At 38.0% G+C, this 13,522-nt stretch carries 11 protein-coding genes; 7 read left to right on the forward strand and 4 right to left on the reverse strand.

The features are described 5' to 3' along the window. Positions 1-50: 50 nt before the first annotated feature. Positions 51-1,253, reverse strand: coding sequence for a hypothetical protein (locus ABD000_RS10690; RefSeq protein WP_343767189.1), 1,203 nt, complete (start codon positions 1,251-1,253; stop codon positions 51-53). A gap of 98 nt (positions 1,254-1,351) precedes the next feature. Between ABD000_RS10690 and ileS the strand changes: the two genes are divergently transcribed. The 5 genes from ileS to ABD000_RS10715 all read left to right on the forward strand — a co-directional run bounded on the left by ileS (position 1,352) and on the right by ABD000_RS10715 (position 6,913). Beyond that, positions 1,352-4,765, forward strand: coding sequence for an isoleucine--tRNA ligase (gene ileS, locus ABD000_RS10695; protein ID WP_343767192.1), 3,414 nt, complete (start codon positions 1,352-1,354; stop codon positions 4,763-4,765). A gap of 5 nt (positions 4,766-4,770) precedes the next feature. Next, positions 4,771-5,154 carry a TraR/DksA family transcriptional regulator gene (locus tag ABD000_RS10700; RefSeq protein ID WP_343767195.1) on the forward strand — a complete coding sequence of 128 codons (384 nt, stop codon included), beginning with the start codon at positions 4,771-4,773 and terminating at the stop codon, positions 5,152-5,154. 3 nt (positions 5,155-5,157) lie between these two features. Continuing rightward, positions 5,158-5,847 carry a hypothetical protein gene (locus ABD000_RS10705; RefSeq protein WP_343767198.1) on the forward strand — a complete coding sequence of 230 codons (690 nt, stop codon included), beginning with the start codon at positions 5,158-5,160 and terminating at the stop codon, positions 5,845-5,847. Positions 5,848-5,884: 37 nt separating this feature from the next. Then, positions 5,885-6,508 (forward strand): lipoprotein signal peptidase, encoded by a 624-nt coding sequence (locus ABD000_RS10710; RefSeq protein ID WP_343767203.1) that lies wholly within the window; start codon positions 5,885-5,887, stop codon positions 6,506-6,508. 204 nt (positions 6,509-6,712) lie between these two features. After that, complete coding sequence (locus tag ABD000_RS10715) at positions 6,713-6,913, forward strand: hypothetical protein (protein WP_343767207.1); 201 nt, start codon at positions 6,713-6,715, stop codon at positions 6,911-6,913. 16 nt (positions 6,914-6,929) lie between these two features. Here ABD000_RS10715 and ABD000_RS10720 read toward each other — a convergent pair whose 3' ends face one another. From ABD000_RS10720 to ABD000_RS10730, 3 genes are read right to left on the reverse strand one after another with little or no spacing between them, the layout of a single operon-like run. Beyond that, the gene (locus ABD000_RS10720) at positions 6,930-7,499 is read right to left on the reverse strand and encodes a 5-formyltetrahydrofolate cyclo-ligase (RefSeq protein ID WP_343767210.1); all 570 of its coding nucleotides are present in this window, start codon (positions 7,497-7,499) and stop codon (positions 6,930-6,932) included. A 4-nt stretch (positions 7,500-7,503) separates the two neighbouring features. Beyond that, the gene (locus ABD000_RS10725) at positions 7,504-8,496 is read right to left on the reverse strand and encodes a succinylglutamate desuccinylase/aspartoacylase family protein (RefSeq protein ID WP_343767212.1); all 993 of its coding nucleotides are present in this window, start codon (positions 8,494-8,496) and stop codon (positions 7,504-7,506) included. After that, a complete protein-coding gene (locus ABD000_RS10730; RefSeq protein ID WP_343767214.1) occupies positions 8,474-9,349 on the reverse strand; it encodes a RimK family alpha-L-glutamate ligase in 876 nt (291 codons plus the stop codon). The genes ABD000_RS10725 and ABD000_RS10730 overlap by 23 nt, the downstream gene beginning before the upstream one ends. Before the next feature lie 117 nt (positions 9,350-9,466). Between ABD000_RS10730 and uvrC the strand changes: the two genes are divergently transcribed. Next, on the forward strand, positions 9,467-11,254 hold the full coding sequence (uvrC, locus tag ABD000_RS10735) for an excinuclease ABC subunit UvrC (RefSeq protein WP_343767216.1): 1,788 nt from the start codon (positions 9,467-9,469) through the stop codon (positions 11,252-11,254). 5 nt (positions 11,255-11,259) lie between these two features. After that, positions 11,260-13,500 carry a patatin-like phospholipase family protein gene (locus ABD000_RS10740; protein ID WP_343767218.1) on the forward strand — a complete coding sequence of 747 codons (2,241 nt, stop codon included), beginning with the start codon at positions 11,260-11,262 and terminating at the stop codon, positions 13,498-13,500. Positions 13,501-13,522 lie beyond the last annotated feature (22 nt).

Genomic DNA, 13,522 nt, shown 5'->3' on the forward strand with positions numbered 1-13,522 from the left:
CGGTAAAGATACATAATGCTATATTTTCTTAGGAGCTAAGGTCATTTTATTTAGCTCTCTAAAATAAAATTATAGTGATTTGCCGATTCAATTTTATCTAGCCGATTTTTGAAGTTTATAAAATCCGATTCGTAATTCTTTATTTTTTTTAAGAGCTTCTCAGCGTCATAATTCTTATAGTCTATTTCTTTTGCTTTTTCAGTAAATTCAATTGCTTTTTCAAAATCTCTTAGATTTAAGTAAGAACTGGACATATTCATATAACAAACCCACAATCCTTTCTTCTCACCTTTATTATTTTCATCTAAATTTTTAGAAATCGTAGCTAGTTTTTCAATTAAGTTTGTAAGGGGCTTCCTAATTTTTGTAAAATACGAATTTCCTAGCGTATCATTTGTGATTTTAAAACCGATTGATTTTTTGCTTTTTAATTCAGACTTTGTCTTAAGAAATAAATTCTCATAGGTTGTACTGAATAAATTTTGACGATTCTCTTTGTTTAATTTCAATTGAGAAATTGTTGTTTCAACTAATTCTGTTATTCGTTTAGCCCAATCATACTTTTTTGTTTTTGAAACACTATAGTATTTTTTTGCCCCTGGTAAAACTTCTCCTTCTAATTTTTCTTTCAGAATATAACCGGGCAGCTTCCTCATTGAGTAAATAAATTCATTTCCTATGAGTGAACTTATTATGTTTTTTTTACTGTATTCTTGAGCTTCTTCAACACTTTTGAAATTATTTAAGAATTTTGAATCCCGATAATCGCTTCTAGTCTGTCCCGTAAAGGTCGCAACAGTGTCCCTTGAAACTGAATTTAATATGGTATAATTATAGTCTAACGAATAATGGAGAGTAGCATTATAAGGGCGTTCTACTTCGGCTTCTGTATCTTTGACGTTGACATCGACGCGTAAATTATCGATATTAATATGTATCATCATTTTATCTTTTTTGGTCGAAGTTTTGGAGTAGGTAAAATGATTGAGCATTGCGGCATTAGTCAATATGTCCTCTTTCTTTAGAAACTCTCCGTAGCTGTAAAGCGTAAGATCTTTCTGAAACTCATTGTTTACATAGAGTTTGCTGGGAACTGCACTTAAACTTACGTCGACTTCATAGTATTGATAACCTGCGGGTAATATAACTTCTGGATATGATTTGAGATAAACATCAACATATTTTTGTTTAGCTGATTGAGAAAAAACAAATACAGGACTTATAAAGAGAAGTCTTAGGATGATTTTCAGCATTAGAATTTTTAATAATTTGAATTTCAAATATAGAATAATTAGTAAAGAAAATTTCAGCTTAAATTCCGTACTTTTGCATCCTTAAATTTGACCCGAAAATGAGTGCTACTTTCACAGAATATAAGCAGTTAGACCTTCCTCTTGTAGCTCAAGAAATATTATCGTATTGGGACGAAAAGGATATTTTTGAAAAAAGTGTTTCTACCAGAGAAGGAGCAGAGCCATTTATTTTCTTTGAGGGACCACCTTCTGCAAATGGACTTCCCGGGATTCATCACGTCATGGCACGCGCCATTAAAGATATTTTTTGTCGTTATAAGACTCAAAAAGGTTTTCAGGTTAAACGCAAAGCAGGTTGGGATACCCACGGCCTGCCGGTAGAATTAGGCGTAGAGAAAGAATTGGGCATTACCAAAGAAGACATCGGTACAAAAATTAGCGTAGCAGAGTACAACGAAGCGTGTAAAAAAGCGGTGATGCGCTACACCGATATTTGGAATGACCTCACCAAAAAAATGGGATATTGGGTAGATATGAGCGATCCATACATCACTTATAAATCCAAGTACATGGAGACGGTGTGGTGGTTGCTCAAACAGATTTACGATAAAGATTTGCTTTATAAAGGCTATACCATTCAGCCGTACTCACCAAAAGCGGGAACGGGTCTAAGTTCTCATGAGCTCAACCAACCCGGGAGTTACCGCGATGTGACAGATACTACAGTCACCGCCCAATTTAAGGCGGATAAATCGACTTTACCACAGACGTTTCAACAGGTTGAAGGTGATGTGTTCTTCTTGGCCTGGACCACCACGCCATGGACTTTACCGTCTAACACTGCACTCACCGTAGGTAAAAAAATTGATTACGCATTAATTTCAACCTTTAACCAATACACTTTTAAACCTATGGCAGTGATTTTAGCCAGGGATTTGGTTCAAAAGCAGTTTGGTAAAAAGTACGTTGAAGTTAAAACAAAAGAAGAATTGACCGCTTTCGCGGAAGGGGATAAAACCATTCCTTACTTTCACGAAGCCGAGGTTAAAGGAAGCGATTTAGTCGAAGCCCGCTACGAACAATTACTACCTTATGTACAACCTCATGACCATGCAGAAAACGCCTTTAGAGTCATCGCAGGGGATTTCGTCACGACCGAAGATGGTACAGGGATCGTACATACTGCTCCCACCTTTGGAGCAGATGATGCTAAGGTGGCCAAAGAAGCTTCACCAGAGGTTCCGCCACTTCTCATCAAAGATGATCATGATAATCTTGTCCCGCTAGTTGATTTGCAAGGTCGATTTAGACCAGAGGTAGGTCCATTTGGAGGTAAGTACGTCAAGAATGAATATTACCCTGAAACTGAAGCACCAGAAAAATCTACTGATGTCGAGATAGCCATCCATCTTAAGACTGAAAATCGTGCGTTCAAAGTAGAGAAATACGTGCACAGCTATCCCCATTGTTGGAGAACAGATAAACCGGTATTGTATTACCCGTTGGATTCGTGGTTCATTAAGGTGACAGAGTTTAAAGATCGCATGCATGAACTCAACCAAAAGATCAATTGGAAACCGGCTTCAACCGGTGAGGGGCGTTTTGGAAACTGGTTGGCCAATGCCAACGACTGGAATTTATCTAGAAGCCGTTTCTGGGGGATTCCGTTACCTATTTGGAGAACAGAAGATGGAAAAGAAGAACTTATTATTGGTTCCATTGCAGAGCTTAAGGAAGAAATCGCTAAGGCCGTGCAGGCAGGGGTGATGAGCTCAGATTTGTTTAAAGGGTTTGAAGTGGGTAACATGAGTGAAGAGAATTATGATCTGGTTGATCTGCATAAGAATATTGTGGATGAGATTACGCTAGTGTCAACATCTGGTCAACCCATGAAGCGTGAGGCAGATTTGATTGATGTATGGTTTGATTCTGGTTCAATGCCCTATGCGCAATTTCATTATCCTTTTGAAAATGAGGAACGGGTTGAGGATACCTGGCGAAAAGCCGACTTTATTGCAGAGGGGGTAGATCAAACCAGAGGTTGGTTCTATACCCTACATGCCATCGCGACCATGATCTTTGATGATGTTGCGTATAAAAATGTAGTTTCTAACGGATTAGTGCTGGATAAAAACGGGCAAAAGATGTCTAAGCGTTTAGGTAACGCCGCCGACCCATTTAAAACATTAGATACCTATGGGCCAGATGCTACACGTTGGTACATGATAAGTAATGCCAATCCATGGGATAATCTCAAATTTGATTTGGACGGGATTGAAGAAGTCCGCAGAAAATTCTTTGGTACGCTCTACAACACCTATTCGTTCTTTTCGTTATACGCTAACCTGGATCAATTTACTTATGCCGAAAATGACGTGACTCATGAAAAACGACCAGAAATTGACCGTTGGATCTTGAGTGAATTGAACTCGTTAGTGCAACGGGTAGATGAATATTATGCGGCTTATGAGCCTACTAAGGCAACGCGCGCTATTTCAGAATTTGTTCAAGAGAATTTAAGCAACTGGTTTGTGCGCTTAAGCCGAAGAAGGTTCTGGAAACAAGCACAAGACGGTAGTGGTTTGGATAAAATTTCTGCCTATCAAACCTTATATACCTGTTTAATTACCGTGGCAAAACTAATGGCGCCGGTTGCACCATTCTTTGCAGAGCGTTTGTACAGAGATTTAAATGCGGTAACCAAAAAAGAAAATGAAGAAAGCGTGCATTTGGCATTGTTTCCAGTGAGTGATAAATCTCTTATCGATCCCGCATTAGAGCAAAAAATGCAAAAGGCGCAGACCATTTCGTCGTTGGTGTTATCTCTTCGGAAGAAAGAAATGATTAAAGTGCGACAACCGTTACAACGCATAATGATCCCGGTATTGACTGAAGCTGATCGTGAAGAAATTCGGGCAATTGAAGATTTAATCACGTCAGAAGTAAACGTAAAAGAGATTGAACTAATTGATGATGCTTCTGGTATTTTAGTAAAACAAATCAAACCGAATTTTAAAACCTTGGGGCCCAGATTTGGTAAAGATATGAAGCTCATTGCAAGCGCTATAAATGCCTTTGATCAAGATGATATTAACACGATTGAATCTAAGGGTGAAATTGGTATTGATATTCATGGAAAAAATATTATTTTGCGCGCCGATGAGGTAATCATTACTTCGCAGGATATTGAAGGTTGGTTAGTGGCGAACAGCAATGGGATAACCGTGGCATTAGACGTTACGATAGATGATCAACTTAAGAATGAAGGGATTGCAAGAGAATTAATCAATCGTATACAAAACCTGCGAAAAGATTCTGGTTTTGAGGTTACCGATAAGATTAATGTAAGCCTTAAAGAAGAGCAAAAAATAAAGACCGCTGTAGAAGAAAATCTAGATTACATTAAGACAGAGACACTTACAAAGGAACTTAATTTTAAAGAAAAAGTAGAAAACGGAATAGAAATTGCCTTTGACGACATTGAGACGCAACTGCAGATTGAAAAAAATTAACTATTATGGCGACAGAAACTAAAGATCGTTTTAACGACAGCGAACTGGAAGAATTTAAAACGCTCATCCAAGCAAAGATTGAAAAAGCTCAGGAGCAGTTAGAATTGTATCGTAATGCATATACTAATGACAGTAATAATGGTACGGACGATACTTCACCCACATTCAAGGCATTTGATGAAGGGAGTGCAGTGATGAGTAAAGAGGCAAACTCTCAATTAGCAATTCGTCAAGAGAAATTTATTCGGGATCTTAAGAATGCCTTGATTAGAATAGAGAACAAAACCTATGGTATTTGCCGTGTGACCGGTAAATTGATTAATAAGGAGCGTCTTAAATTAGTCCCGCATGCCACCTTGAGCATAGAAGCTAAAAATATGCAAAAATAAATTTTGCTCAAACCTAACTTAAACGCTTCAATGTACATTGAGGCGTTTTTTATTCCTGTGATGAAGAAACGATCTACCTTTTTAGGTATTATGTTTGTTGGGCTTTTTGCTACGCAACTATATGCGCAAAAGGTAACAGAACAGTGTATCGATGCCAAAGAGATCGATTCTGTTATTCTAAAGGCAGAAGAAGTCTTTAAAATATCCATTATCTCTTATGGAAAAAACGAGATTAAAATAGAGACGATTGCTGAAGGTGAATATTATCAACAGGTCTTTTTAGAGGAGGAAACCAACGATGAAACACTATACCTCACATCGTCTTTTGACCGGTCGTTGGTGGGAGGATACGATAAGTTAAGCGCGCATAAAGTGATTTCATTCGAAATCACTTTATATGTTCCGAGAAGAATGCGCGTACAACTGGAATCACCTTTGGCTTCACTTACAACAGATGGCAGCTTTGATTATCTGGAAGCCGTATTACGAAATGGAAATTGTGTATTAAAGGATTTTAAGGGAAACGGAGTGATCTCAACCACTCAGGGTAACATCGCAGTAGAAGTTTATAACACCTCTGTTACTGCCCTATCTAAAAATGGTACGGCAATGTTTCCCAAGGAAAAATTAAAAGGTAAGCACCGGCTGAATCTTATTTCATTAAACGGCGATATTCTCATCACCAAGAAGTAGAGAAATAATACTATTTTCGCAGGCAGAAGAAAACACTATGAATGCTAAAAAGTCACTCTTAATCATTTTCATTGTATTGATCATTGATCAAGTTTCTAAACTTTATTTTAAACTCAATTTTGAATTAGGAGAAGAGATCATAATATTTTCTTGGTTTAAACTGCTTTTTGTAGAAAATGAAGGAATGGCCTGGGGCACAGAGATCCCCGGAGAGTATGGAAAGTTATTTTTATCGTTATTTAGATTAGTGGCCATAGGTGGTTTAGGCTACTGGTTATGGACCGCCATTAAAGAACACAAACCTAAGCTACTCATCGTGTCACTTTCTTTAGTATTTGCAGGCGCCTTAGGAAATATTATAGATTCTGTTTTCTACGGAGTTCTTTTTAGTGATAGTTATGGTCAAGTGGCTACGTTTATGCCAGAGAGTGGAGGCTACGGTCAATTCTTATATGGTAAAGTGGTAGATATGCTTTACTTCCCGATTTGGCAAGGGTATTTGCCGGAGTGGTTACCATTTTACGGCGGTAAGGCGTTTACTTTTTTCAATGCTATTTTCAACATCGCAGATGCTGCGGTGTGTGTAGGTGTAGGAATTATGATTTTCTTTAATAAGCGTGTTTTTCCAAAAGAGGAGAAACCCGTGGCGCAAGTGGATTAGGACAATTTTTAGTCTGCAGTTTTCAGTCGCAGTCGCAGTTTTTTTAGTCTTCAGTCACAGTACTCAGTAGCAGTATACAGCCACAATTTTTGGTTCAGTGTCCTTGGTTGGTTCATCAGTCTGTTCTTAGATAGAATTGCATTTTTTAATCTACGTTTAATTCTAAAATCAGACATGGATAAGAGATGATAAATAGACTGCGAATTGTTATTAGAACAGCTGGAGAATACTTCCTTACTCACGACTCACGACTCACGACTCACGACTCACGACTCACGACTCACGACTCACGACTCACGACTCACGACTCACGACTCACGACTCACGACTCACGACTCACGACTTACGACTCACGACTCACGACTCACGACTCACGACTCACGACTCACGAATTTGTCACGCTGAGCCTGTCGAAGCGCAACTATCTACTAAATTGGTATATACTTTCAGGCGTCACACAATAATTTAATTTAACATCATGTTTTTCAATGGGGATAATCGCTTCTGCTTCAAAAAAGGATAATCCAATCTTTAAAGTTTCCGGTCGACATTGTCGTAAAAATTTATCGTAAAATCCCTTTCCGTAGCCTAACCGATTTCCTTGTTGATCAAACGCCAACAGCGGAACAAAAACGACCTCGATTTGTTGAGGAGAAAGCTCAACTCCGCTAACAGGCTCTGGGATATTCCAGGCATTTGGCTTAATTACGGTCGCATCAGTTAGTAGAAAATGTGTTAGAGAATGATCTGCGATATTAGATTTGGGAAGAACCACATTCTTATCCTTGCCTTGGAGGATGGATAATATAAATTCTGTATCTACTTCTTTTTTTTGAGCAATCGATAGGTACAGATGATAAAATTCGTATTCCCAAATAGCTAACTCCAGCAACCGATTCGAAACTTGGAGGCTTTTCTCTTCGATTTTTTCAGGCGAAAGAGCATTGCGTAGTGCAGTATATTTTTGTCGTAATTGAGATTTTTTACGCATAATATTATTCCGCTAACGCAGTCGACACATGAAAGAGCGCATCACCCTGGTAAATTAAGGGAGATTCATTTACATTGATTACATAGCCATTTACAGTAGATTTTATGCTGTAATGTAATTTTCCAAAGGGATCGGTAATTTGACCAATGGTCTCTCCTTTTTTGATCAGGTCGCCCTCATTGATCGCAGGTTTAAACATTCCGCTGCGTGCAGCTCTAATCCACTTGCTCTCTTGGATTAGAATGGAAGGTTTTTTTGGACTGGACAGCTTGAATTTATTTCTATTCAGCATACCTAAATGATCGAGGATACGCTTAGAGCCATTTACACCAGAATTACTTATTGAGTTGCTAATAAAAAATGACTTACCTCCTTCAAATAATAATATAGGCACGCCTTTTTTCTGAACAGCAGATCTAAAGGTCTTTTTTAAATGGGGTGAATACAAAATGAATGGAGCATTAAAAACTTCAGCCAGCGATTTTAATTGCTCATCATCGGGCGTAATTCTAATATGAGCAGCGTTGAAACGAGTAGATCCGCCGGTATGGAAATCAATTACATAATCAACGGCGGGGATGACTTCTGTCATCATTTTGTGTGCTACGCGTGACGCTAATGAACCTGTTTTCGAACCGGGGAAAACACGATTTAAGTCTCTTCCATCAGGAAAGTCCCTATCCTTATGTAAAAAGCCAAAAATATTGAGCACCGGGATACAGATAATGGTTCCGTAGACCGGTATATTAATTTTCTTTGCAATCAATTGTCGAACTATTTCAACACCGTTTATCTCATCTCCATGTAGACCGGCAGTGAATAAAACCACTGGGCCAGGTTTTGTGGATCGCTCTATGATTATAGGGACTTCTATAGGTGTAGTAGTGTGTAGTTTTGCTACTTCAAAATCCAATTCAACAGAAGTGCCCGGTAGAATTTCTTTCCCTAAAATTTTTAATACATCCTGTGGATGTTTATTTTTTATTTCTTTCGGCATAGCCTATGATACTTTTTGCAATATTAATGCCCGTTGTTTTTTCGATTCCCTCCAAACCCGGGGTAGAGTTAACTTCTAGCACCATTGGACCCTGGTCAGAGCGTAACATATCCACACCGCATACACCCAGTTTTAACGCTTTGGCTGCTTTTAATGCCAGGGCTTCTTCCTGATAGTTTAAATTGATTTTGAAGCTGGAGCCGCCACGATGCAGGTTTGACCTAAAATCACCATTGGCAGATTTACGTTTCATAGCTGCAACAACCACCCCGTCCACCACAATAGCACGAAGGTCTTCACCTTTAGACTCTGCTATGAATTCTTGTATAAGAATCTTTATTTTTTGACTGGCAAAAGCCTCAAGCATGCTTTGAGCTGTTTTTTTATCTGGCGCCAGCATGACCCCGTTGCCATGTGTTCCTTCTAACACTTTAATGATAAGTGGTCCATGATCAAATTGAGATAAGATATGATCAAGGTTAAAGTTAAAGTCGGCAAACGCCGTTTTAGGAACAGCCACTCCTTTATTGGCTAAAATTTGAAAACTTGACCACTTGTCTCTAGAGCGCAAAATAGCTTCAGAAGTGACAGTAGCAAACACATTCATTGCTTCAAAGTGCCGGGTAACGGTGCAGCCTTGAAATGTATTAGAGGCACCAATTCTAGGGATAATTGCATGAAGATCATTCACTTCTTCTTCAAAATAAAACACCTTTGGTTTACCCTCTTCAATGAGCATTTGGCAATAGGTAGGATCGATAACTTCAATGCTGTGATTTCTTTGCTCCGCCGCTTTTACTAAGCTACGTGTAGAATACAAATTTGCACCACGAGATAAGATGGCAATGTTCATTGAGAGAATATTATACATGCAAGGTACTAAAAAAGTGACGCCAAAGTGAATCATGTTAACGTGTAAATAAATTGTTTAAGGTCGCATACTCTATGACAATAGTATTAATTTTGAGCTATGCCTAAGACAGATCTTGACATACAAATTAAAACGTTGCCCCAAACTCCTGGGGTTTATCAATACTACGATAAAGATGAGCGCTTATTATATGTTGGCAAAGCCAAGAATTTAAAGAAAAGAGTCTCTTCATATTTCACGAAATCACATACTAGTCACCGCATTGGTGTCATGGTGAAAAAGATTGTCAATATCAAACACATTGTGGTAGAGACAGAAAGCGATGCGCTGTTGCTTGAAAATACACTAATCAAAACCAGACAACCCAGATTTAATGTGATGCTTAGAGATGATAAAACCTATCCTTGGATTATCATCAAAAATGAACGTTTTCCCCGGGTGTTTTATACCCGAAAAAAGATCAATGACGGTAGTGAATACTTCGGGCCTTATACTAGTGTTCGCACAATTAAAATTCTGTTAGAATTAATAAAAGAACTGTATCCATTACGCACCTGTAATTACGATTTATCAAAGGAAAAAATCGAAGCAGGAAAATATAAAGTTTGTTTGGAATATCATTTAGGTAACTGCGTCGGTCCCTGTGAGAATAAACAAGCCGAGGCTGACTATATGCAAAACATCGAAGCCATCCGCCAAATTGTAAAGGGAAACTTCAAAGATTCTATTTATTTCTTTGAACAAAAAATGGCAATGCATGCAGAGAACATGGAGTTTGAAGAAGCGCAACGCTATAAAACTAAGTTGGAACGTCTTCAAAAATATCAAGCGAAGTCTACGGTTATTCACGCATCCATCACGAATGTAGATGTGTATTCCATCACTAGTGATGAGGGCTATGGTTATATCAATTACCTTAAAATCAATAAGGGTGCTATTGTACGTTCACACACCATTGAAATTAAGAAAAAACTGGATGAAAGTGATCGTGAATTACTTGAATTAGCAATTATTGAATTACGTCAGCGATTTGATTCTACTTCTAAAGAGATTTATGTACCTTTTAAAGTAAAAGTTGGAGAGGAGATTAAAGTAACAGTTCCAAAACTTGGCGATAAAAAAGCCATTGTTGATTTATCTCTGCGTAATGCGAAAGAATATCGCATGGAGAAGTTTAAGCAAATGAAAATCGTAGATCCAGACCGACATACCAATCGTGTGATGGCCCAAATGAAAGAGGATTTACGCCTTTCGGCGGAACCCAGACACATTGAGTGTTTTGATAATTCGAATATACAGGGGACTAATCCGGTTGCTGCTTGTGTCGTATTTAAAAACGGAAAACCCAGCAAAAAAGATTACCGCAAGTTTAATATTAAAACGGTAGAAGGTCCCGATGATTTTGCTTCAATGGAAGAAGTGGTCTATAGAAGATATCGCAGATTAAAAGAAGAAGATGAACCTTTGCCACAACTCATTGTGATCGATGGAGGAAAAGGTCAGCTCTCTAGTGCAGTCAAGGCATTAGATATTTTAGGCTTACGCGGAAAAATTGCCATTGTAGGAATAGCTAAGCGGTTGGAAGAAATCTATTTTCCGGGAGATAAAATTCCCATTTATCTGGATAAGCGCAGCGAAAGTCTGAAGATCATCCAGCAATTGAGAAATGAAGCGCATCGTTTTGGCATTACCTTTCACCGCAACAAACGTAGTAAAGCTGCGTTAGGATCAGAGCTGGAGCAAATACCGGGGGTTGGGGAAAAAACGGCGGTAGAATTACTGAAGCATTTTAGATCTGTTGCCACTATAAAAAAAACTGAAAAACAAAAATTAGCAGAAATTATTGGCAATGCTAAAGCAACTATTGTGTACAATCACTATCATTAATATATATGCGCCTCTTAACTTATGTTTTACTTTTTTGCTCACTTGCTACTTTTAGTCAGCAAGATTCACTTGGGGTAAAAAAAACGCCAAAAGTAGGATTAGTGTTGAGTGGTGGTGGAGCAAAAGGTCTTGCCCACATTGGAGCATTAAAAATCATTGAAGAGTCAGGGGTCCACATAGACTATATTGGTGGCACCAGTATGGGCGCAATTATTGGTGGTTTGTATGCTTCGGGATACACGGCAACTCAATTGGACTCAATTTTTAGAGAAACACCTTTTGATGAACTCATCCAGGATGATCTTCCGCGAAGCGCTAAAAGTTTTTATGAGCGTGATGATGCCGAGAAATATGCGATAACCTTACCATTTGACAAGTTTGAAGTGAGCTTGCCTTCAGGACTCTCAAAAGGACAAAATGTATATAATTATTTAGAACGACTTACTTCTCATCTTGAGGATGTTTCAGACTTTAGTAAACTTCCCATTCCGTTTTTTTGTGTGGGGACAGATGTTGAAACCGGTGAAACCCTTATCCTGGAGAAAGGATCAATATCCAAATCAATTTCGGCCAGCGGTGCAATCCCTACCTTATTCAATCCTGTATTAATTGACGACCGTCTTATTACTGATGGTGGAGTTACTAATAATTATCCCCTGGATGAATTAAAGGCCAAGGGTATGGATATTATTATTGGAGTTGATGTACAAGATAGTTTGGTTTCTAGAAATGAACTAAAGTCTGCGTTTGAAATTTTAAACCAGGTAAATAATTTTGAGAGTATCTATAAAATGAGGGATAAAAGCAAACGAACTGATGTATATATCAATCCTGATATTAAAGATTTTACCGTGCTCTCTTTTGGTGAAGGCGAAACTATTGTAAAGCGCGGTGAAGATGCGGCAATGAAAAAGTACGATAAATTGCGATTAATTGCTATAAAGCAGGGATTTAAACAACGAATACCCCAACGCATTGGATTAAAGGATTCTATTATTATAAAGAATATTATTATTTCTGGAAATAGAAATTACCCCAGAGGATACATAAAAAGTCGCTTGAAAATACCAGATGAAGAGAAAATTGCGTTTCAAGACTTGAATTATGGAATAAATAACCTTTCGGCAACTGGTAATTTTGATCGGATTGATTACGTATTAAAACCTTGGGAAGATGGATATAATGTAAGAATAAATGTAGACGAGTCTAATAACAGTACATTGTTGCGTTTATCGTTGCACTATGATGATTTATATCAAACAGGGATTTTAGTAAATATTACACAAAAGCGTTTGCTTTTTGGCAATGATATCGCTTCGTTAGACATGATCGTTGGGGATAATCTACGATACAATTTTGAATATTATATCGATAAAGGAATTTACTGGAGTATAGGGGCACGGTCAAGAATTAATACGTTTAACAGGGATATAAATTCGGGCTTTTTACTCAGTCAAAGTGAGGCGGAAGATTTACCTTCATTGCTCATCAATGAATTTGAATTAGACGTGTTTGACTTCACCAATCAAATTTATGCTGAAACGCTTTTTAGAAAAGACTTTAAAATTGGTGTAGGACTTGAACAAAAATATATAACCTTGGAGACACAAACAGTTGCCGATAGTGACGAATCCTCGCCAGAGATAGAAACAGACAACTTCACCAGCGCTTTTGGATATGTTAAGTTGGATACATACGACGATAAATATTTTCCAAATAAAGGTTTTTTTGCCGAGGGGAAGTATAATTTTTACGCATTCAATTCAGCCGATGAGGTACTGGAGTTTGAAGATTTTTCTATTGCTAAAGGAGTATTGGGGATGGCGATTAATCCCTGGGATCCTGTTGCTATAAGGCTTTCAACTGAAGCTGGTTTTAGGCTGGGGAGTAATGAGAATCTTGCCTTAAATTTTGCGCTTGGAGGTTACGGCAGTATGATGATAAATAATTACGTGCCTTTTTATGGGTATGATTTTTTAAGTCTTCAGGGAGATAGCTATATCAAGGCTTTGGGAGAGATTGATGTTGAACTTTTTCCTAAAAACCATCTCATTGCAAGTTACAATATTGCCAACGTGGCAAATGATATTTTTGAAGATGGTGAATGGCTCACGTTACCAGATTTTACAGGATTTGCATTAGGATATGGGTTGGAGACATTCCTGGGGCCGATTAATATCACATATTCTTACTCTCCAGAAACCAGTGAAAATGAGTGGTTCTTTAGTTTGGGATATTGGTTTTGATGGAATATATCAGAGTCAGTTA

It is taken from the genome of Gangjinia marincola (assembly GCF_039523415.1).
Classification (GTDB): domain Bacteria; phylum Bacteroidota; class Bacteroidia; order Flavobacteriales; family Flavobacteriaceae; genus Gangjinia; species Gangjinia marincola.

Excerpts from the sequence above, each read along its gene's own strand:
- ABD000_RS10690 (WP_343767189.1), bottom strand. The coding sequence starts at position 1,253 with ATGCTGAAAATCATCCTAAGACTTCTCTTTATAAGTCCTGTATTTGTT.
- ileS (WP_343767192.1), top strand. The coding sequence starts at position 1,352 with ATGAGTGCTACTTTCACAGAATATAAGCAGTTAGACCTTCCTCTTGTA.
- ABD000_RS10700 (WP_343767195.1), top strand. The coding sequence starts at position 4,771 with ATGGCGACAGAAACTAAAGATCGTTTTAACGACAGCGAACTGGAAGAA.
- ABD000_RS10710 (WP_343767203.1), top strand. The coding sequence starts at position 5,885 with ATGAATGCTAAAAAGTCACTCTTAATCATTTTCATTGTATTGATCATT.
- ABD000_RS10720 (WP_343767210.1), bottom strand. The coding sequence starts at position 7,499 with ATGCGTAAAAAATCTCAATTACGACAAAAATATACTGCACTACGCAAT.
- ABD000_RS10725 (WP_343767212.1), bottom strand. The coding sequence starts at position 8,496 with ATGCCGAAAGAAATAAAAAATAAACATCCACAGGATGTATTAAAAATT.
- ABD000_RS10730 (WP_343767214.1), bottom strand. The coding sequence starts at position 9,349 with ATGAACATTGCCATCTTATCTCGTGGTGCAAATTTGTATTCTACACGT.
- uvrC (WP_343767216.1), top strand. The coding sequence starts at position 9,467 with ATGCCTAAGACAGATCTTGACATACAAATTAAAACGTTGCCCCAAACT.
- ABD000_RS10740 (WP_343767218.1), top strand. The coding sequence starts at position 11,260 with ATGCGCCTCTTAACTTATGTTTTACTTTTTTGCTCACTTGCTACTTTT.